Origin of the sequence: Streptomyces sp. SID5910 (assembly GCF_009862125.1) — a bacterium.
Classification (GTDB): domain Bacteria; phylum Actinomycetota; class Actinomycetes; order Streptomycetales; family Streptomycetaceae; genus Streptomyces.
Genome location: NZ_WWHX01000121.1, coordinates 16024 through 34690 on the forward strand (window position 1 = coordinate 16024; position 18667 = coordinate 34690).

Sequence of the window (18667 nt, forward strand, 5' to 3'; positions counted from 1 at the left end):
TGTGACCACGCGAAAGTTCACCGCCGAGACCGCCGGCCCCGTCACCATCGACGCCACCCTGCTGGGGCAGGGCGGCATCGTCACCGTCCGCGCCGCGGCGGACTGCGAGCGCGCCACCCTGGTCATCCGCACGGCCGACGAGGAGGGCGAGGCCGCCGACGCGGTCCGCGCGGCGACGTTCCGCCAGTCCGGCACCACCCTGCACGCCAGCGTCCAGGGCAAGGGCGGCACCGGCGGCGGCAGCACCACGGTCATCACCGGCGGCGGCCGCAGCGTCGTCCAGTCCGTCGTCAGCAACAACTACGGCTCCATCGTCCAGGTCGGCGGCGACATCATCGGCGGCAACTTCGTCGGCGGCGACGTCGTCATCAACGGCGTCCGCTTCACCGGAGGCAGCGGCACCACGGTCATTCACGGCAGCTCGCCCGTCGAGATCGCCGCCGTCGTGCCCGAGGGCAGCTCGGTCATCGGCCGCACGCACTCCGCCGACATCGTCGCGGAGGGCGCGGTACTCAACGTCAGCGGCGACACCCAGTCCGGCGACATCCGCGCCGGACACGTCAGCAAGGTCGCCGCCCATACCCAGTCCGGCGACGTCCGGGTCGAGAAGGCCGCGTTCATCGACGCCAAGACCATGAGCGGCGACATCCGCCTGGGCAGCACCGACGTCGTCGAGGGCGACACCATGAGCGGCGACATTACGATCGCCGACTTCGGCGGCTCCGCCCGGCTCAAGACCATGAGCGGCGACATCCGCGCCCACGCCACCACCGGCGGCGACCTCAGCGCCAGCACGATGTCCGGCGACATCACCGTCACCGCCACCGAGACCGCCCTCACCGACGACCTGGACGTGATCACCAGCACGGTCTCCGGCAGCGTCCGCGCCCCCCAGCGCCGTATGGGCGGCTCCCAGCCGCGCCGCCGCCGCTGAGGCCGCCCCGGGGCGGCCGCCATCCCGGCCAAGGAACTCCGGCCGCCCCGGGCCTCCGAACCCGCTCCGGGCGGAGCAGGGGGAACGCCCATCCTCCCTGACCCGCCCGGAGCACCCAGGCCCGCCAGGCCCGGCCCCGGTCCGCACCTGCGGCCCGCCGCCGGCACCGGCGCCCACCTCGACACGGTCGGACCCATTGGATCCAACGGGGCCAACCACCCCTGATCAGGAGGAAGAGTGTTCAACGCCGGAGACATCGTGGAATTCATCTCGTGCGACGACGACCCGAGGGCCATCGGCAAGACGGGCCGGATCCTCGACGAGGTCCCCCCGGGCCCGCTGACCGACCACCGCTGGACCGTCGACCGGATCAGCATCTTCATCGCCCCCGTCCTGGTCCGCGGCGACGAGATCCGGAAGGTGGGCTGACCGTGCGACTGCCCTGGATGAGCCGCGCCGACCGGCGCCGCTGGAGCTCCGCCCGCACCGTCGCCGAGCTCGGCGAGCTGATGGCCTTGTGGCTGGAGGGCGAGATCGCTTCCCGGCCCGGCTACCAGCCCCGCTTCGGCCCCGACGAGGAGACCGCGCACCTGGTGCCCGTCCTCACCGCCCTGTGCCGCGCGGGCTACGTCACCACCTGCTCGCAGCCCGGACTCGCCGAGCTCGGCTTCGACGGCCGGTGGTGGGAGCAGCGCGCCGCCGTCGAGCTGGTCGTCACCGATCCGGCCCTGCAGCGCCGCCTGGTCGAGGCCGCCCGCGCCGCCGGGATGCTCGTACGGGTCAACGACTACCGCCGCGGCGGCGTCCAGGACCAGCCCGTCATCGTCACCACGGCGGACGGTGAGCCCTTCACCGCGTTCGGCGGCCGCATCGGCCGCGCGGACATGCGCATCCAGTGGCCCGAGCTCGGTCGCCAGCTCTACGCCCGGGTCGCCCGCGGCACGTACGTCTCGGTCGTCGCACCGGAGTACGGCCCCGCAGGCGAACGACTCTGGGGGATTCTCGCGCTGCTGACCGAGGCCCCGCAGACCTGTTAGCCCCAACAGGTCCACCCCTCTCCCGCCGCGCCCGTCCGGCCCGCCCGGGCGCGGCCCCCGTACCGAACCGAATGGAGGCTGCCGTGCAGCTCTCGCTCTCTCTCGTCCTGCTCCTGGCCCTCGTGCTCGTCGTCCTCATCCGGGGAGGCCACCTCAAGTGGCCCGCCGCGATCGTTGCCGTCCTGTTCGGCTTCTTCCTCGCGGGCACCACGGTCGCCCCGCAGATCCACGACGGAATCGACGGGGTCACCTCCACCGTCTCCAAGATCAACCCGTGAGTCTGCTCTCCTTCCGCCGGCGGACGTCGCCCGGCCACTGGTGTCCCCAGTGCGACGGCGACGACGTGCTGTGGCAGGAGCAGGGTGACGGCGGGCGGGTGTGGTGGTGCGCCGACTGTGCGCACGAGTGGGGTCACTCCACGGCCCGCCCGCTCACCCGCCGCCCCGTCGCCCGGCCCGCACGGCCGGTCTCCGCCGACCCCTACGCGTAACCGCACCGCCCACCAGGCCGCCCCCGTCCGGGGGCGGCCTTTCGCATTTCAAGGCCGGTTGGCCCTGTCAGGTCCAACAGGGCCAACCGAAACGCGAGCAAACTAGAAGTTGGCCAACTCTGTATTGACATAGCCAACTCTGAGTTGGCATTATCTGGGTGTGGGCAGCGGCCCGCACCGACCAAGAAGAAGGAGTCGCCACCATGGAGCAGCAGTTGCTGACCGCGCCGCAGGCCCCCGGCCTCGACGAACTGATCAGCCGCCGGGCCGCCGCCGCCGACGCCAAACTCCTGCAGGCCCGCACCGACGTGGTCGCCGAGATCAACCGGACCGACAGCAAGGCGTCCGCCCTGCTCGCGGCCTTCGGCATCCCGCTCGCCGTACTGGTCGCCGCTGTCCCCGGCCATGACCTGCCCGCCCCGGCCGCGATCCTCGTCGGCCTCGGCGCGGCCGGCCTGGTCGCCGCGATGCTCGTCGTCCTCCTGGTCGTCCGCCCCCGCCTCGGCGGCAACACCCGCGGCTCGTACCTGCACTGGGCGACCTGCACGCCCGAGCAGGTCCGTGCCGACCTCGCCGTCGACCTCACAGCCGAGCGCATCGTCAAGCTCTCCCAGATCGCGGCCTCGAAGTACCGCGCGCTCAAGACCGCCATCGACATCACCGCCGGCGCCCTGGTCCTCCTGGTCCTCGCGCTGGCCGCCGCCCTCGCCCTCAACTGACCGACCCGCCCGCCCGACCCGCCACCGCAACGAAGGAGATCCGCCACGATGCTCACCCTGATCCGACAGTTCCTCACCCGGCTGACCACCCCGCTGAAGACCGCGTCGTACTCGTGCGGCAAGTGCGGATTCAAGGTGGAGGTCACCGACTACCCCGACGGCGTCGACCGCGCCCTCGATATCGGCCTCGCCCACACCTGCAAGCCCAAGCCCAAGGCCCTCTGACCCCCGGGACGGGCGGCCACCCGGCTACCCACCACGCGCCGCCCGTCCCGGGTCGCCCGGCCCGCTCCAAGCCGGAGCAGGGGGCAGTCACATCGTCCCTCACACCCGAGACGGAGCCCGATCGCCATGACCCCCGCCCGACCCGACACCCCCGAGTCCACCGCCGCGAAGAAGCGCCTCGACGCGGCGGCCGCCACCCGGGAGAAGGCCATCGAGGCCGCGCACCGCACCTACTGGAGCGCGGTCGCCGCCGAGATCGAGGCGAAGAACCTCACCCAGGTCGCCACCGCCGCGCACCTGGACTTCTCCCGCGAGCACATCCGCAAGCAGATCAAGCGCTACACCGGCTGACCAACAGTTCGCCCCGAGGCGGCCGTCCTACGGCCAAGCAGACCGGCCGCCCCGGGCCCATCCACCCCGTACGAGACGAGACGGAGACCCTCATGATGACGCAGACGGAGCTCGCCTTACAGCTCCTGGCCCCGCTCCTGGCGGGAGGGTGGGCGCTGCACGCGCACCGCCTCTACCGACGTCTGCACCGTGTCCGCCGCGACCCGCTCACCGGACTGCTGACCCGGGACGGCTGGAGCCGCGCCGCGGACCGCATCATCCGTCGGCACCGCGACGCGGCCGTTCTTCTTGCCGACCTCAACGGCTTCAAGGCCGTCAACGACCGCCACGGCCACGACGCGGGCGACGCCGTTCTCGCGGCAGCCGGCGAAAGGCTGACCGCCTGGTGCGGCAAGAACGACGTCGCCGGACGGCTCGGCGGAGACGAGTTCGTCGCGGTCCTCGCAGACGACGCTCGCCTGCCCGACCGGCTCGCCGACCTGGCGGAGCTCCTGCGCCAGCCCGTGGCCCACAGCGGAGAGCAGCTGCGCGTCGGCGCCTCCATCGGCGCGGCCCGGCTCGCCGAGCTGGACACCCCGACCCTCACGGCAGCGCTCAAGGCCGCCGACAGCGCGATGTACCGGGTCAAGGGACGCACCCGAGGCGGCCGCCGCCTCCTGGTACCCGCCCTCGCGGCCGCCCGCCGCCTCCCGGCCGCGCTCGCCCGCTTCCGGCTCGCGGCGTGATCACCGGCCAGACGCCCACCGCCCCGCGCTCCCCGTCCAGAGCAGAACCGAGGAGAGAGACCAACATGAACCACCGCCCCATCGCCTTCGCCGCCGCGTACGCGCTGCTGCGCGCCGCCTCGGACCATTCCGACCACTGGGGCCAGTCGGACTTCGACGCCCAGTGCAAGGGCGCCACCGACACGGCGCCCGTCGAGTACAAGCACGAGGACGGCACGACCGTCACCGTCGGCACCGACGGCGGCCGCCGCGCCTGCCTCCACCACGTCCTCCAGGTCACGACCACTCAGGGCCTGGTCCTGGTGGCCGGCACCCGCGTGCTCGGCATCCGCCTGCACCCGGCCGCCGTCGCCGGCGCGCTCGCCGTCAGCGGACTGACCCACTACGCCGCAGACCGCCGCGTCCCCCAGGGGCTCCTGCAGCGCCTCGCCAAGGCCACCGGCAAGGAGCGCTTCTACAAGCTGTCGGACTTCGGCATGAACGGCGCGTACTGCCTCGACCAGAGCTGGCACCACTCCTGGGAGACGCTCGCCGCCGCCGTCGCCAGCCTCAAGGCCCGCGCCCTGTGAGCGCCGAGACCGAGCGGATCCGCCGCGCGGCCGCCGACGCCCACACCGCCCTGCAGCGGCTCACCGCCGCCACCGCCGGCCTCACCCCCGAGGGCCGCACCGTACTCCTGGAGGCCCTGCACGACGGGCGCACCGACGGCCTCCTGGTCGTGCTCGGCGGGCTGATCACCGCCACCGGCGAGGACCTGCCCGAGGGCGCGGCCGCCGAGGACATCGACGAGGCCGCCGCGTACATCGAGGACTACGCCGGGCAGCGCCTGGCCCGGGCCCGCACCACCCTGACCGCGCAGGAGGACCGGACGTGAGCATCACTGACGACGAGACCGGCGCCTCCCTCGGCGGCGAGTACGACGACTGGTTCAACCGCGGATACCTGCGCGGCCTGGAGCACGCCCGCTTCCACCAGGCGCCCGAGCTCGCCGCCCGCATCGAGGCTGTACCGCCCGAGCTGGACCTCCGCTTCCGGGGCGAGCACCTGACCGTCCACACCGTCGACGGCGCCGCGTACGCGGTGCTGTGGGAGGAGTGGTTCGGCAAGGACGCCTCCACCTGGGTCCGTCACGCCTCCCCGGCCGCCGCGCACGCCTGGGTCCACCAGGTCGCGGCCCAGTGGCTGCACAACGAGACCGGCTACCGCCCCGGCGGCTACCTCCAGAACTGGGGCCGCCACCCGTGGGCCGCCGAACGCGACACCATCCACGGCCGGTGGCACGTCGCCATCGGACTGTTCCCCGGCGTCGCCTACACCAGCGCCGAGACCGACGACCCCGAGGCCGGGTGGGCGTTCCTCACCGACACGCTCACCGCCGCCGGGTTTCCCGCCGACAGCTGGCCCGCCGGTATGCGCCGGGTCCGCGACGAGGACCTTCCCGCCCTCGACCCGGAGCCGCCGTCCTCGCCGCTCGCGGCCACCGAACCGACCCCCGAGCCGGAGCCGGAGCGCATGACCTGGCGCACCCGGCTGCGCCGCATCCTCGCCCGCATCCTGGCCAGCCTTCGTCAGACCCGTTAGACCCAACGCCCCCAACGGGGGACGTCCGGGCGAACCCGCCCGCAGTGTCACCCCGGCACGACAGCATGAGCCCGGGGCCGCCGAAACCGGCCCCGGGCTCTACGAGAGGAAACCATGTCCAGCACCGACAGCACCGCCGTCGACGGCCCCGTCTTCTCCACCGAGGCGTACGTCGCCGTGGAGAAGGCCGCGAAGCCCCTGCACTGCCTCTACGCGCCCAGCGTCCTGGAGCACGCCGCCGAACTCCTCACCGCCCTGTGGGCCGCCGGCGAGAAGCACGGCGTGCCGGTTTCCGAGTGGAGCTGGACGGGCGACCTGGCGGGCAGCGCGCTCGGAGCCGTCGCCCGCCAGTACGAGAGCGCCCCGAAGCCGGAGCGCACCGTCGCGCAGGTCGTCGCCCTGCAGGGCCACCTCGTCTCCGCCCTGACGGAGCTCGGCCTCACCGCCCGCCTCGGCGGCCCGGGCGTCATCGTCGAGCGCGGCCCCGACACCCCGCGCGGCGGCTTCCACGGCGACGCCGACATCGACGTCCGCATCTACAGCGACGGCGGCTGGACGTTCTCGTTCGAGGCCCAGGGCGCGTCCGTCATGTCGATCGTCGCCCCGGCCTCCCAGGCCGGCGCCTCCCAGGTCGCCGAGATCGTCCGCGCCTTCGTCCGCGGCGAGCTCGGCAACCTCTTCTCCCGCCGCTGACCACCACGCCCGACCCGGCGGGGCCGCCGAAACCGGCCCCGCTCCTCTTGAGGAGCCCCATCGTGACCACCTGGTCCCCCACCACCCTCGTCCGCGTCGCGGACGACTACGACCGCGACATGGGCGACACCGGCGCCCCGCTCGACAGCCGCTTCGGCCGCTACCTCGCCCAGAAGCTCGACGACGGCCTGTGGGAGGAAGACCGCACCGACCCGGCCGCGTTCCTCGTCTGGGCCTGGTACGTCGCCACCCCGCCGGTCATGTCCCCCGGCTACGTCCGCATCCGCCCCGACCTCGGCGCCGTACGGCTCACCCAGTCGCAGGAGGACCGCCGCCTCCTGGTCGTCATCGAGACCCCCGTCCAGCACGGCCAGCTCGCCCCCGGCGTGCGCCCGCCGTACACCGTCCGCGACTGGGAGACCGACCGGTACGCGTACTCCTCCGACGGCAGCCACCTGCCCCTGCAGGACCCCGAGGACGAGTCCAAGCCCGCCCTGCTGCTCTCCGCCACCCTGCGCCTGCCGGCGGACGACTGGACCCTGCACCAGCCCGCCGGGAAGTGGCCCGTCGAGGAGCTGCTGATCGACGACGCCAAGCAGGCCGTCGCCGTCGCCGTCGCGGGCATCAACCGCACCGCCGGGCACATGGTCGCCAAGCTGGTCGGCAGCGAGGGAGGCCACTGGTGACCCGGCTGCCCGACCCGGCGGACCTGTCCCACGCGATGCTCATCGCCCTGCTGATGCACCACGGCGGCTCGATGGACCTGCCCGCCGCGGCGTTCGAGACCGACGCCCTGGGCGACGGGCGCGGCGCCCACCACGCGGTGCAGCTCGCCCCGCTCGACGACGGCACGGTCCGCCTGTCCGTCGTCGCCCGCCCGCCCGGCGACAACGCCGGGATCGAAGTCCGCGACATCTGATGGACCCGCAGCGCCCGGCATCGCGGCACACTGGACCGACAAGCGAAACGAGAGGTGCCATGCCAGAGGACCCGATCAGCCAGGAGATGGCCCGCATCCTGAACGAGAAGCTCCAGCGGGTGATCGACAAGCAGACGGAGCACACCATCGCCCTGGCCAACCACACCGCGTCCCTCGACCGGCTGGAGAAGGGCCAGGAGCAGATGAAGGACGAGCTGGGCGAGATGAAGGACATGCTGCGCCAGCTCCTCAGCCGCGACACCAGCGACAGCTGACTTGCCCCGCCCACCTCCCCGAAGCCCCCGACCGCGCACCCTGCGGTCGGGGGCTTCGGCATGTCCGGGGACCGGTCATCCGGTGGGGGAGCAGGCCGCGCGACCGTACGACCAACGGGCAAAGCACAGGCAAAGCGCGGCGCGGATCACGGTTCCCAGGAAGGTCAAGAGCGGGCAAAGTGTCGGTGCGCCACGGGCGTGCTCGGGGGACCGTGGCGGGGTGCCCATGCTGCTGCCCGACCGCGCCGGACCGTGGACGTTGGACGACGTCCTGGCGCTCGACGAGGACGCCTCCCACCGCGTCGAGATGGTCGGCGGCGCGCTGCTGCTCACCCCCCGCCCCGGCGTTGCGCACCAACGCGCCGCCCGCCGCCTGGTCGTACTCCTGGAGCACGCGGCCGACGGCTTCGAGGTGCTGCCCGCGGTCAACGTGAACCTCGGCGGCCGCGCCCTGGTCGTTCCCGACGTCACCGTCGTGCGCGCCGCGGCCGCCACCGGTCACCGCCCCTTCGTCGACGCCGGCGACGTCGTCCTGGCGGTCGAGGTGACCACACCGGACACCGCGGTGACCGACCGGTTCACCCTGCCCGCGCTGTACGCCGAGGCGGGCATTGGTCACCTGTGGCGCCTCGACCTGGAGCCCGTCCCGCACCTGTAGGTCGGCGCCCTGGAGGGCGGCGCGTACGCCACCGTCGCCCGCGTACGATGCGGGCGCACCGCCCGCATCCCGGCCCCGCTCACCGTCCAGCTCGACCCCGCCGGCCTCGCCGCGCCGCTCGCGCGCTGACCACCCTCGGTGATCCTCGACTCAATCCGTCCGCGAATCGCGGACGCTCGCGCGGCTGCCCGGAACGCCCGGGAAACCTGCCTGCAGGACCGGTGACAGGCCCCGTGACAGACCTCCGCCCCACCATGCTGTCCCGCCAGCTCAGACGCCTTTTCGGCAACCGCTGATCAGCAGCTACTGTCTAGGACCCCTGTGGATGACTCGATCACCTGTCCACAGGATCAAGATCAAAAAAGACCTAGGCACAAAGGGAGCTCCCCCCGTTGGGGGGAGCTCCGGCACGCCGGGCCGAACAGCGCACAAGCGCACAAGCGGGGGAGGGCGGCCGGATGGCCTGGCTGACGAAGATCAAGGCCGACGCGCAGGTCGAGTACCGGCTGCGCGAGCAGGCCGGGTGCGGCGTCGTCGAAGCCGACGCGACGGAGACCCTCGTCGTCGACGACACGGTCGACGCCGCCCTCGACTACCGACTGCGACCGGAGGGCGACGGCCACCTGGTGTGGGTCGGCAGCGGCATGGCCGCCTTCGGGTACACCGCGGGCGACCGCCTGGACGACGAAGCCAAGAACGCCGCACGCCGGATCATGAACGGCTGCCACCCCGCCACCGGTGCCCGGCTGCTCGCCTCCACCGCATCGGTGCGCGCTCACCCCGACGCGCAGCTGACCGTCGCCCGGCTCACCGAGGCGATCACCGCGCTCGCCGCCGAGAAGGGCGTCGAGCCGGCCGACCTCTTCGAGGGCAAGCCGAAGCAGCAGCGCCAGCTCGCCACGCAGCTGCGGATGGTCAACCGGTTCGGCGAAACGCAGCGCCTGAAGGTCACCGAACTGCACAAGCTCGCGCGCGCGGTCGGCCTCGACCTCGACGACGTCTACGGTGCCGAGGCGGTCGAGCGGGCCCGCGCGTGCGCGGACAAACGCATCGACAAGAGGGTGCGCGGATGGGACCTCGTACTCGACCTGCCGAAGTCCGACAGCACGCTGGCCGGGCTCATGGGCGACCTCGACGAGCACACGTTCCGCGACCTGGTGCAGCGCGCGAAGGACGACACCGTGCGCCAGGCCGAGCAGTGGATCGGCTACGCCGTCGCGGGCGAGGACGGCGAGAAGGTGCGCATCGCGACCGGCGGTCTGCTCGGCTGGTCGGTGGAACACCTCGCCGCACGTCCGGTGACGGCCGGCGAACCCGGAGACCCGCACCTGCACGTCCACGTCACGATCGCCAACATGGCGTTGTGCGAGGACGGCGAGTGGAGGGCCGTTGCCAACTCGGGCAAGGACTTCCACCGGCACGCCAAGGCCCTCGACGGCTACTTCAAGGCGCGCGTGCGGGAGCTGACGTACGAGACGTTCGGCGTGCGCCGCGAGTACAACCCCGACGCCCGCGCGTGGGAGATCCGGGGCGTCCCCGAGGAGCTGCGTGACGCGTTCTCCCGCCGTCACGCAGCCGTCAACGAGAAGGTCGCCGAGGACGCCACCCGCCAGGAGCGCCAGCGCGTCGCGGACGAGACCCGCCACGCGAAGGTCGACGCCGACGCCTCCGGGATGCGCACCAGCTGGCGTACCCGCGCCGAGGCGGTCGTCGGCGACGTCGACGCGATGGTGGCGGCCGCCGCGCCCGGACCGCCCGACAGCGGCGACGCGGGCCTCGACGGACCCGGCACCGGCCCCCGGCTGCCCGGCCCGGACGACCTCGCCCGCGTCGTCTTCGACACCGAGACCGGACTGACCGCCTCGCAGAAATCCTTCTCCCGCGCGCAGCTGCTCGCCGCCGTGGCGAACGCGATGGAGTTCGGCATCGGCGCCGAGGCGGGCCTCCTGGACGACCTCGCCGACCAGGTCCTGGCCGTCGAGGGGTACGCGGTGCGGCTGCCGGACGTCGGCCCCACCCTCATGTCGTCGACGGCCCGCTACACCACCCGCGACATCCTCGACGCCGAGCAGTTCGTCATCGAGCAGACCCGGGCGCGCGTGGCCGAGGGCGCGGTGCAGCTCACCGTCGAGCAGGCCGCGGCCGCCATGTCCGTCTTCGAGGTCGCCAACGGCTTCGCCCTGTCCGACGAACAGCGCGCCGCGATCGAACGGACGCTGACCGCCGGCCTCGGAATCGACGCCCATGTCGGCGCGGCCGGCACCGGCAAGTCCACGCTGATGGAGGCGTGCCGGATCGCGTGGGACGCCACCGGCCACACCTACGCCGGTGCCACCGTGTCCGCCGTCGCGGCGAAGTCGCTCGACGACGCGTCGGGCATCCCGGCCCGCTCGATCGCCTCCTGGCTGCAGCAGATCCGCGACGGCAACGGACTCACCGGCGTCGACGTCCTGGTCGTGGACGAGGCCACCATGTCCAACGACCGGCAGGCCGCCGCCCTGTTCAAGGAGGCGGCGCGCACCGGCACGAAGGTGGTGGCGATCGGCGACCCCAAGCAGCTGCAGGCGATCGGCCCGGGCGGGTGGTTCAAGGAGGTACACCGGCTCGTCGACGGCCTGGTCCTCACGGAGAACCGGCGCCAGCGCAACGACGCCGAGCGCGCCGCCCTGGAGGTGTGGCGCACCGGCGACCACGAGCAGGCCCTGCGCATCCTGGCCGACACCGGCCGGGTGCACGCCACGGAGAGCGCCATCGAGGCGCACGAGCAGATCCTCACCACCTGGGACGAGGTGCGCGGCCGCTGGACGGACCCGCACGACCTGATCGACTCCCTGACCGTGCTCGCCGCCCGCAACAGCGACGTCGATCTGCTCAACCTCGGTGCGCAGCAGATCCGCCGGCAGCGCGGCGAGCTCGGCGCCGAGCACCGCTACGCCCTGTCCGGCGGCGCGGACCTCAACCTCGCGGTGGGCGATCTGGTGCGCGTACGGCAGAACGACTACCGCTCGCGCAGGGGGGAGGGGCCCGACGTCCTCAACGGCTACCGGGCCGTCGTCACCGCGATCGACGACGACCACCGCGTCGAGATCACCTGGCGCGACAAGAAGACCAGCGAGACCGTCTCCGCCTGGTACGAGCCGAAGGTGATCAGCTCCGGCGCTCTCTCCCTGGGCTACTGCATGACCGTCGCCGCGAGCCAGGGCCTCACCAGCGAGGTCAGCCTGCTCTACGGGCACGGATCCAACGCGTTCGCGACCTACCCCGGGATCACCCGCGGCCGCGCCGAGAACCACCTGTGGCTGCCCCTGGCCGCCATCGAGGACGACGACACCCAGGCCCGTCTCGGCGCCGCCCGTACCGAGACCGAACGCCTGCAGCGCGCCGTCACCGCGTTCGCGAAGTTCCTCGGGCAGGACCGGGGCGACTCGATGATCTCGGACCTGCTGCGAGAGCCGCCCGAGCCCGCCTACGTGCCCGCGCAGGCGGTCCGGGAGGACGAAGTCCGAATCCGCGCCCGCGAGGAGAGTGAGGCCGCCCTACGGCGGGCCCATGAGGCGACGACCGTCTCCCCCGGCCGGGCCCGCGCGGCGTACGAACAGGCGCAGCAGCTTGCCGCCGAGGCCCACGAGAGCACCGGCGTCGACCGTGGTGCCGATGCGCCGGCGGTGAGTCTGGAGCTCGCCAACGAGGACGAGGCCCGGGAGCGCGAGGCCCGTACAAAACGGCTGACGGAGAACCGGCGCCTGCACGAGATGGCCGCCGTGGAGTCCTGGAAGCGCCGCCCGTTCGGCAGGCAGTCGGACACCGATCTGGCCCGCCGGATCGGCATCTCCTTCAAGGCCGCCGAGGACGGCGACCGGTACGCAGCCGAGAAGGAGCGGGAGGCCCGCGTCCTCGAGGAGCGTCTCGCCGCGGAGAAGGACTCCGGGCAGACCCGAGGACAGGCGTACGTCGCCGCAGCCGCCACCGTGCTGGACCAGGCCGAGGCACAGGCGACGAAGGCCGCAGAGGAGACCGCCAAGGCTCTCAACGCGCGCACCGCCGCCGAGCAGAAGGACGAACACCTGCGCAAGTACCTGGAGCCCCGGAAGGAGGCGGGCTTCATCGAACGGCGTCGCCTCGGCTTCACCACCAAGCAGCTGGACGCCGACATCAAGACGGTGACCTCCGAGCGCGCGGCACTGTGGACCGAGGCCAACCGGGCCGAGAACGCCGCCCGAGATCACCGGCTGGAGGCGTGGAAGCTCGTGCGCGAGAGCAACTTCGCCGGACAGTTCCGCGACCTCGACGCCGACAAGCCCGCCCCGAAGGAGCTCGACGTCGTCACCGAGCGGCTGGCCACGATGCGCGAGCGGCTGCCCGACGTCGAGCAGCGCCTGGACCGCCGCGACGCCCAGAAACTGGCCCGCCTGCACGGCGAGGCCGCCAAGTTCACGGAGTCGGCCGACAGCAGCCGCGCCACCGTGGCGGCCGGGCAGGCCGAGCAGGTCCTGCGCAAGACGATCGCAACGAAGTACCCCGAGCTCCACAACGTCGAGACCAAGGCCCGGCGGGCGCACATCGTCGAGCAGAAGCGCGCGGCCGCCGAGCAGTCCCGGGCCCGGGCAGAAGAGTCGGCCAGCTACCACCGGCAGCCGCCCTCACAGGGCCGGGGAGGGCCGTCCATGGGCCGGTAGACCTGTTGGGTCCGACAGGACCAACGCGGCGTGAGCAGGAACGCAGAAGCCCCCGACGGCGCTCGGTGCAGGAGCAGCCGCCGGGGGCTTCACGTCGCCCGGGCCCACGGGGGGAGGCGCCGGGAGACGGCTCAAGGGGACGAGACGGCGGCCTCGTCGGCGGGTACGGAGGACTGCAGCCGGTCCAGGCGTTCGTACAGCGCGCGGATCAGCCGGGCCCGGTTCTGCACCCGGTTCAGGCTCGTGCACGGCTGCGACAGGCGGCCGTCGGCCTCCTGCAGGATCAGTTCGGCGAACAGGCGACGGCCGTCGTCCTCGGGCAGCCGGGCCGCGTGGATGCGTACGTCATCGGCGACCACCCGGGCCGCCCCGGCGAGCAGGTGACCGAGCTGGACGACGTCGGCGGCCGGCACATCCGCCGGGGAGGACCACGCCAGAGCCGTGCGCACCGCCTGCTCGTGGGTCTCGCGGTCGGGCGGGAGCTCCGTCGCGAGACGTCCCTGGGGGTCGTAGAGAACGTGATGGGTGCTCATGAGACGGCCGCCTTCTGGGGGTCGCGGGCCAGGGTGCGCAGGTGGTGGGTGAGTCGATCGGGGCGGACCAGCGTGGGCGGGACGTCGCGCGGCGGGCTGACCCAGTGCGCCACCGGGCTGCCGTGCTCGGAGGCGGGCAGCAGGAGCTGGTAGCCGTCGCCGAGGACGCGCACGCCGGGAAGGCCGGCGGCCACATGTCCCGTGCCCGGCGGCACCAGAACGTACAGCTGGTCGCGCAAGTGGTCGGCGAGCACCGGGTAGCCGCGGCGCGGGCTCACCCGCATGGCGACCAGCGCGTCCAGGCCCAGCGATATGGGGGAGATGGCCACCGCGTCCCAGCTCTGCCCGCACGACATCCACCGGGTGCGATCGTCACCGCGCACCCACAGCGCGCGGAGCCGGTCGGTGGGCTGTGCGAGCCGGTGCCACGTTGGGGTGGAGGACTTGCCGGACTGGGCCATATCCGGACCGTACGGGCGGTATACCGGGGTTAGCCCACACGATGTGTGTGGGTTCTCAACTCCGTCTCGGAGTACCCATGGACCGTATCCAGTTCGGCCGCCGCGTCGCCCACTGGCGAAACCGCCGCCGCCTCTCCCAGCAGGACTTCGCCTACCTGATGCGCAAGTCTCTGCGCTGGGTCGAGGAGCTCGAAGGCGGGCGCCGCCAGGCCGACCCCAACCTGTCGGTGGTCACCGAGATCGCGCTGCGCCTGGGCATCACGCTGGACCGGCTGCTGTACGACCCCGCAGTGCTGTGCCCCGCCGAGTCGGAGATCGACGCGGTGCGCGCCGCCCTCCAGCGCCACGACGTCCTCACCGGCCGGTGCGACGACTCCTCGTCCGAGCCGGTGCCCGTCCCCGTCCTGCAGCGCAACCTCTGGTACGCCCGCACCGGCTTCCAGGCCGGGCACTTCGCCAAGCTCGGCACGCAGATCCCCCAGCTGCTCGTCGACGCCACCCGGGCCGCCGCCCGCCACGAGGGAGACGACCGGCTGGAGTCCTACCGGCAGCTCTCCCTGGCGCTGGAGCTGACCGAGGCGGCCGCCATCAAATGGGGCAACTCGGAGTTGGCGGTCACCGCCGGCCAGCGTGCCGTCGCCGCAGCGGAACGCTCCGGAGACCCGGTCATCATGGCGAGCGCGGCCCGGCACCTCGCGGACGCGATGACCGCCCACGGCCAGGCGGCGGCCGCCGTCACGTTCGTCACCGCGGCCGCCAACCGGCTCCAGGGCGACCTGGTGCAGTCCGGGCCGGAAGGGTTGAGCGTGCTCGGGATGCTGTGGCTCAAGGCGGCGATGGCACAGGCCGCGGCCGCCGAGGCGGACGACCACAGCCCGGACGCGCTCGCCCGCGCGGTGCCCGGCTTCCTCGACCAGGCCGACGAGCACGCCGAACACCTCGGGCGCGACGACAACCTGCTGTGGACGTCCTTCGGCCCGACCAACTGCGCGCTCTACCGCGTCGCGGCCCACGTCCAGTTGAGCGAGGGAGCCGACGCCGTGGCGGTCGCGGCGGACATCCCGGCCGCCTCCCTCGCCGGTCTCCCGCGAGAGCGCCGGGCCCATCTGCTGACCGACCGTGCCATCGCCGAGAAGCAGGCCGGACAGCGCGAGGACGCGGTCGACACGCTCCTGGACGCGGAGAAGCTCGCCCCCGAGGAAGTGGTGTGCCGGCCCCGCACGAAGCGCCTCGTCGAGGACCTGCGGCTCCTCGGAGTCGGCAGTGCCGAGGGACGCTTGCGCGGTCTCGCTGATCGCTGTGGACTGCCCGGGTGACAAAGACCCGCACCCTGTACCTGATCGCCTGCGCGGCCCCTCCGGCCCGCCGCCTCGATGTCCCGATCCGCGCTGCCCAGCAGGCCGGTTGGGACATCTGCCTGATCCTCACGCCCTCCGCCCACCGGTGGCTCGCCGAGGACGCCGAGGGGGAGATCGAGGCCCTGGAGGAGCTCACCGGCCACCCCGTCCGCTGGCAGTACAAGCTCCCCAGCCAGCCCGACGTGCTGCCGCCGCCGGACGCGATGCTCGTCGCCCCGCTCACCAACAACACCCTGGCGAAGTGGGCGACGGCCGTCTCCGACACCCTCGCCCTCGGGCTGATCACCGAGGGCATCGCGCTCGTGCCGATCGTCGCCCTGCCCCACTTCAACGACGCCCAGGCCGCCCACCCGGCCGTGAACCGGCACGTCGACTTCCTGCGCGACGCCGGTGTCACGGTCCTGCTCGGCGAGGGCGGCTTCACCCCGCACAAGCCGAAACGCGGCAACCTCGACGCCTACCCGTGGCAGGCCGGCATCGACGCCCTCCCGACCTGATCAGCTCCCGTTGGGCCCGTTGGGCCCGTTAGACCCAACGGGCCCAACAAGGCCCGGGCCCCGCGCCACTCCACCGCCTCGTCCTCCACCAGGTCCTCCACGAGGTGGTGAACAACATCTGGTGCCGCCGGTGTCCGCTTCGCAGGTCAGGCTCCCTACCGCGCCACCACGAACCGGGTGGCCGCGCGCCAAGTAGAGGGAGAGGGAAAGGCAGTGGAGGCGAAGGCGAAGCCGGGGGTGGAGACGTACCGGGAGCGGGCGGAGCGTCGGCGACGGGTGCGCGGCACGGGCGACGCCCGGGGCGACGGGTGGCAGCGCACCGAGGCGGACGAGCAGCTGCTCCGACTGGTCACCCGGTACAGCACGCTGACGCTCCACCAGGCCGCGGCCGCGTGCTGGGGCGGACGGATCGAGGCCGCCCGGCTGCGGACCCGGCTCATGACGGAGGCCGGGCTGCTGCACCGCTCCGCTGACGTGCGGTGGGCGGGCACCGTCGTGTGGACCACCGAGCGCGGCGCGCAGATCGCCGGCACCGGCCTGTCGGCGCCGAACCGGCCGGGCGAACGGCTGCTGCACCGCCTGGCCCTCGCGGACGTCGGGCTCCGCCTGGAGGCGGGCGGGCGCATGGTGCTCACCGAGCGGGAGGTCCGTGCGGCCGAAGCCGTCGACGGACGGGCGGCGGAGCTCCTGGCTGACCGCGGGGTGCCCCATGTGCCCATCGGGGCCCGGCGCGGGGACCTGCTCGCCGTCCCGGCCGGCGCCCGCGCGGTGCACTGGCCGGACCTGGTGGTGTGGCTGCCCGGCGACGGCCGCCTGGTCGCCGTCGAGGTGGAGCTCACGCCCAAGCCGACGGCCGCGCTGCGTACGATCCTGCGCGCGTACCGGCAGGCCGGGCGCCGGGTGGTCTACCTGGGCACGGAACCGGTCGTACGCCAGCTGCAGGGGCGTACCGGCCCGGACGGCTGGCTGGACGGCGTCGCCCAGGATGTGGGCCTGCTGCCCCGGGGCGGAGCCGCACCGGCTCCCGACGGCGGTCTCCTGCAGGTGCAGCCGCTGCGCATCGCGGACCCGTCCGTCGCCGGACAGGTCGCCCGCCACGCCTCCCGCCAGCGCAGCCCGGGGTGAAACGCCTGGATACGGGGTGGATATCGGCAGCTCACGGCCGTATCCACCCCGTATCCAGCGCCATTGCCAGAAGTCAGCGCTCCTCGCCGTACGCGGCCTCTTCCACGGCCCGCAGGATCAGCCGCAGTTCGTTCTCGTCCACGACTCGGATCACCTCACCGAGCTGCACCGGGCAACGGGACACCAGGGAGGCGGCGGTCTCCAGCATGGCCATCTCGCTGGTGGAGGACTTGAACGCCGACGGCCGGGAGAGCATGAGGAGCCCGATCGTGTCCCAGTCGATCGAGGGGTGCGTGCCGGTCCGGTCGATCACCGGCTTGTCGGCGGCCGCCGTGAGTTCGTCCTCCTGCTCCAGGAGGCGCCGGAGCCAGAAGCCGCCCCGGTGGGCACCGAGTAGACGGGTCGCGGCCCGCATGTTCTCGTTGCCCACGCCCTGCAGCAGGTCCGCGGCGAGCTCAGCGCCCGTCGTGCTGTCACCGGTCACCATCACCGGAGTCTCCGTTCGTTCGGCGGTCGAGGCCGTGGCCGGCCCCGCCTCACTGTGCGCGGCCGCGGCCCGGTGCCCGCGCCGCACACGCCGGACAATCCCCCGGAAGCCCTCGCCGACCACCAGGCGCACCAGCGGCTCCGCAGCCAGCGCCCGTACGGTCTCCATCCACTCCATAGCCGTCTCCCTCGGCCTCCGGGCAATGCGCCCGCGAAGGGCGCCCTGCCCTCCGGCCCTTGAGGCGGCGCAGGACTTTGGCGACAGGGCCGGGCGGGAGATTCCGTCGAGGAGACGTTCCTGGTGGAGCCGGGGCCCGGGGCGGAGGGCAGGCGGGTAGGCGGGGGTGGGGAGTGTGGGGAGGGGTGTTCGGGACGGCAGGGCGCGGTTCTCCCCGGGAGACGGCTGTCCGGACCGGACTCTGAAGGGGCGCTGTCCGGATACTCGTCCGTGAATCGCGTACGGACCGCGGGGCGCAGGCCCTCTTGGCGTCTCCTGTCGGCAGCCGTCCTCGACATCCGCGACGCCGTGCGCGGTGTCGTCAATGCGGAGGCTGGCTGACCGTCCGGCCGGACGCGCGGTTCACTCCGGCGGCGTGGCCCCGGGCAGTTGACCGGAGAACTCCAACCACTGCTCGATGGTCCACACGGCGACGCTGGACCGGTCGGTCGACATCCGCAGCCACACCTCTTCGCCGCCGGGCATGAGCGCCATCTCGACGTGCGGCTCGTCCCATGTGCCCATCGCGTACATCCACTCGATGCCGTCGGGCCAGGTTCGCATCGCCGCCGTGCGGACGCTCAACGCTGCGGCCAGGGCGTCCAGGGCCGTCTTCGGGATCCGCACTTCCGACCGCTCGGGCTCGAACGCTTCCACCGGCCCCTCCCCTCCTGCAGCAGGACGGGTGCCCCGCCGCGCGCCACACC

25 protein-coding genes are annotated in these 18667 nt (G+C 73.1%); 21 read left to right on the forward strand and 4 right to left on the reverse strand.

Annotated elements, in window-relative coordinates:
• Position 1 precedes the first annotated feature (1 nt).
• The 18 genes from GTW67_RS04225 (at position 2) to mobF (ending at position 13283) form a co-directional block, all read left to right on the forward strand.
• On the forward strand, positions 2 to 934 hold the full coding sequence (locus GTW67_RS04225; RefSeq protein ID WP_161163440.1) for a DUF4097 family beta strand repeat-containing protein: 933 nt from the start codon (positions 2 to 4) through the stop codon (positions 932 to 934).
• Between the two features lie 237 nt (positions 935 to 1171).
• Positions 1172 to 1363, forward strand: a complete 192-nt coding sequence (locus GTW67_RS04230) for a hypothetical protein (RefSeq protein WP_161163441.1) — start codon at positions 1172 to 1174, stop codon at positions 1361 to 1363.
• A 2-nt stretch (positions 1364 to 1365) separates the two neighbouring features.
• A complete protein-coding gene (locus GTW67_RS04235; RefSeq protein WP_161163442.1) occupies positions 1366 to 1971 on the forward strand; it encodes a DUF6919 family putative SAM-binding protein in 606 nt (201 codons plus the stop codon).
• 71 nt (positions 1972 to 2042) lie between these two features.
• A complete protein-coding gene (locus tag GTW67_RS04240) occupies positions 2043 to 2249 on the forward strand; it encodes a hypothetical protein (protein ID WP_202436804.1) in 207 nt (68 codons plus the stop codon).
• On the forward strand, positions 2246 to 2461 hold the full coding sequence (locus GTW67_RS04245) for a hypothetical protein (protein WP_161163444.1): 216 nt from the start codon (positions 2246 to 2248) through the stop codon (positions 2459 to 2461). The genes GTW67_RS04240 and GTW67_RS04245 overlap by 4 nt, the downstream gene beginning before the upstream one ends.
• A 203-nt stretch (positions 2462 to 2664) precedes the next feature.
• Positions 2665 to 3180, forward strand: a complete 516-nt coding sequence (locus GTW67_RS04250) for a Pycsar system effector family protein (protein ID WP_237518651.1) — start codon at positions 2665 to 2667, stop codon at positions 3178 to 3180.
• 48 nt (positions 3181 to 3228) lie between these two features.
• Positions 3229 to 3405, forward strand: a complete 177-nt coding sequence (locus tag GTW67_RS04255; protein ID WP_161163445.1) for a hypothetical protein — start codon at positions 3229 to 3231, stop codon at positions 3403 to 3405.
• Positions 3406 to 3531: 126 nt separating this feature from the next.
• Positions 3532 to 3756 carry a hypothetical protein gene (locus GTW67_RS04260; protein ID WP_161163446.1) on the forward strand — a complete coding sequence of 75 codons (225 nt, stop codon included), beginning with the start codon at positions 3532 to 3534 and terminating at the stop codon, positions 3754 to 3756.
• Positions 3757 to 3848: 92 nt separating this feature from the next.
• The gene (locus GTW67_RS04265; protein ID WP_237518652.1) at positions 3849 to 4481 is read left to right on the forward strand and encodes a GGDEF domain-containing protein; all 633 of its coding nucleotides are present in this window, start codon (positions 3849 to 3851) and stop codon (positions 4479 to 4481) included.
• Positions 4482 to 4546: 65 nt separating this feature from the next.
• Complete coding sequence (locus GTW67_RS04270) at positions 4547 to 5050, forward strand: hypothetical protein (protein WP_161163447.1); 504 nt, start codon at positions 4547 to 4549, stop codon at positions 5048 to 5050.
• Positions 5047 to 5355 (forward strand): hypothetical protein, encoded by a 309-nt coding sequence (locus GTW67_RS04275; protein ID WP_161163448.1) that lies wholly within the window; start codon positions 5047 to 5049, stop codon positions 5353 to 5355. The genes GTW67_RS04270 and GTW67_RS04275 overlap by 4 nt, the downstream gene beginning before the upstream one ends.
• On the forward strand, positions 5352 to 6062 hold the full coding sequence (locus GTW67_RS04280; protein WP_161163449.1) for a hypothetical protein: 711 nt from the start codon (positions 5352 to 5354) through the stop codon (positions 6060 to 6062). The genes GTW67_RS04275 and GTW67_RS04280 overlap by 4 nt, the downstream gene beginning before the upstream one ends.
• A gap of 114 nt (positions 6063 to 6176) precedes the next feature.
• Positions 6177 to 6755, forward strand: coding sequence for a hypothetical protein (locus GTW67_RS04285; RefSeq protein ID WP_161163450.1), 579 nt, complete (start codon positions 6177 to 6179; stop codon positions 6753 to 6755).
• 62 nt (positions 6756 to 6817) lie between these two features.
• A complete protein-coding gene (locus GTW67_RS04290) occupies positions 6818 to 7441 on the forward strand; it encodes a hypothetical protein (protein ID WP_161163451.1) in 624 nt (207 codons plus the stop codon).
• A complete protein-coding gene (locus GTW67_RS04295; protein WP_161163452.1) occupies positions 7438 to 7674 on the forward strand; it encodes a pRL2-19 in 237 nt (78 codons plus the stop codon). The genes GTW67_RS04290 and GTW67_RS04295 overlap by 4 nt, the downstream gene beginning before the upstream one ends.
• A 59-nt stretch (positions 7675 to 7733) precedes the next feature.
• Positions 7734 to 7949, forward strand: a complete 216-nt coding sequence (locus GTW67_RS04300; protein ID WP_161163453.1) for a hypothetical protein — start codon at positions 7734 to 7736, stop codon at positions 7947 to 7949.
• 226 nt (positions 7950 to 8175) lie between these two features.
• The gene (locus GTW67_RS04305; RefSeq protein WP_237518656.1) at positions 8176 to 8607 is read left to right on the forward strand and encodes a Uma2 family endonuclease; all 432 of its coding nucleotides are present in this window, start codon (positions 8176 to 8178) and stop codon (positions 8605 to 8607) included.
• Positions 8608 to 9065: 458 nt separating this feature from the next.
• Positions 9066 to 13283 (forward strand): MobF family relaxase, encoded by a 4218-nt coding sequence (mobF, locus tag GTW67_RS04310; RefSeq protein WP_161163455.1) that lies wholly within the window; start codon positions 9066 to 9068, stop codon positions 13281 to 13283.
• 131 nt (positions 13284 to 13414) lie between these two features.
• On the opposite strand, the gene GTW67_RS04315 is transcribed toward mobF, so the two are convergent.
• The gene (locus tag GTW67_RS04315) at positions 13415 to 13816 is read right to left on the reverse strand and encodes a restriction endonuclease (protein ID WP_161163456.1); all 402 of its coding nucleotides are present in this window, start codon (positions 13814 to 13816) and stop codon (positions 13415 to 13417) included.
• The gene (locus GTW67_RS04320) at positions 13813 to 14277 is read right to left on the reverse strand and encodes a hypothetical protein (protein WP_161163457.1); all 465 of its coding nucleotides are present in this window, start codon (positions 14275 to 14277) and stop codon (positions 13813 to 13815) included. The genes GTW67_RS04315 and GTW67_RS04320 overlap by 4 nt, the downstream gene beginning before the upstream one ends.
• A 77-nt stretch (positions 14278 to 14354) precedes the next feature.
• On the opposite strand from GTW67_RS04320, the gene GTW67_RS04325 reads away from it, so the two are divergent.
• The 3 genes from GTW67_RS04325 to GTW67_RS04335 all read left to right on the forward strand — a co-directional run bounded on the left by GTW67_RS04325 (position 14355) and on the right by GTW67_RS04335 (position 17257).
• The gene (locus GTW67_RS04325; RefSeq protein ID WP_161163458.1) at positions 14355 to 15593 is read left to right on the forward strand and encodes a helix-turn-helix domain-containing protein; all 1239 of its coding nucleotides are present in this window, start codon (positions 14355 to 14357) and stop codon (positions 15591 to 15593) included.
• Entirely contained in the window at positions 15590 to 16132 is a 543-nt protein-coding gene (locus GTW67_RS04330) for a flavoprotein (protein ID WP_161163459.1), read from the forward strand. Before GTW67_RS04325 ends, GTW67_RS04330 begins: the two co-directional genes overlap by 4 nt.
• Positions 16133 to 16345: 213 nt before the next feature.
• Positions 16346 to 17257, forward strand: coding sequence for a VRR-NUC domain-containing protein (locus tag GTW67_RS04335; protein ID WP_161163460.1), 912 nt, complete (start codon positions 16346 to 16348; stop codon positions 17255 to 17257).
• A 73-nt stretch (positions 17258 to 17330) separates the two neighbouring features.
• Here the strand turns inward: GTW67_RS04335 and GTW67_RS04340 are convergent, their stop codons facing one another.
• Positions 17331 to 17921: a hypothetical protein gene (locus tag GTW67_RS04340; protein WP_161163461.1), complete on the reverse strand. Its 591-nt coding sequence runs from the start codon at positions 17919 to 17921 to the stop codon at positions 17331 to 17333.
• Between the two features lie 402 nt (positions 17922 to 18323).
• Positions 18324 to 18617: a hypothetical protein gene (locus tag GTW67_RS04345; protein ID WP_161163462.1), complete on the reverse strand. Its 294-nt coding sequence runs from the start codon at positions 18615 to 18617 to the stop codon at positions 18324 to 18326.
• Between the last annotated feature and the right edge of the window lie 50 nt (positions 18618 to 18667).

Bases quoted from the DNA above. Each gene is read 5' to 3' on its own strand.
- GTW67_RS04240 (WP_202436804.1), top strand. From the start codon at position 2,043: ATGGAGGCTGCCGTGCAGCTCTCGCTCTCTCTCGTCCTGCTCCTGGCC.
- GTW67_RS04250 (WP_237518651.1), top strand. From the start codon at position 2,665: ATGGAGCAGCAGTTGCTGACCGCGCCGCAGGCCCCCGGCCTCGACGAA.
- GTW67_RS04255 (WP_161163445.1), top strand. From the start codon at position 3,229: ATGCTCACCCTGATCCGACAGTTCCTCACCCGGCTGACCACCCCGCTG.
- GTW67_RS04260 (WP_161163446.1), top strand. From the start codon at position 3,532: ATGACCCCCGCCCGACCCGACACCCCCGAGTCCACCGCCGCGAAGAAG.
- GTW67_RS04265 (WP_237518652.1), top strand. From the start codon at position 3,849: ATGATGACGCAGACGGAGCTCGCCTTACAGCTCCTGGCCCCGCTCCTG.
- GTW67_RS04270 (WP_161163447.1), top strand. From the start codon at position 4,547: ATGAACCACCGCCCCATCGCCTTCGCCGCCGCGTACGCGCTGCTGCGC.
- GTW67_RS04285 (WP_161163450.1), top strand. From the start codon at position 6,177: ATGTCCAGCACCGACAGCACCGCCGTCGACGGCCCCGTCTTCTCCACC.
- GTW67_RS04300 (WP_161163453.1), top strand. From the start codon at position 7,734: ATGCCAGAGGACCCGATCAGCCAGGAGATGGCCCGCATCCTGAACGAG.
- GTW67_RS04305 (WP_237518656.1), top strand. From the start codon at position 8,176: ATGCTGCTGCCCGACCGCGCCGGACCGTGGACGTTGGACGACGTCCTG.
- mobF (WP_161163455.1), top strand. From the start codon at position 9,066: ATGGCCTGGCTGACGAAGATCAAGGCCGACGCGCAGGTCGAGTACCGG.
- GTW67_RS04315 (WP_161163456.1), bottom strand. From the start codon at position 13,816: ATGAGCACCCATCACGTTCTCTACGACCCCCAGGGACGTCTCGCGACG.
- GTW67_RS04320 (WP_161163457.1), bottom strand. From the start codon at position 14,277: ATGGCCCAGTCCGGCAAGTCCTCCACCCCAACGTGGCACCGGCTCGCA.
- GTW67_RS04325 (WP_161163458.1), top strand. From the start codon at position 14,355: ATGGACCGTATCCAGTTCGGCCGCCGCGTCGCCCACTGGCGAAACCGC.
- GTW67_RS04340 (WP_161163461.1), bottom strand. From the start codon at position 17,921: ATGGAGTGGATGGAGACCGTACGGGCGCTGGCTGCGGAGCCGCTGGTG.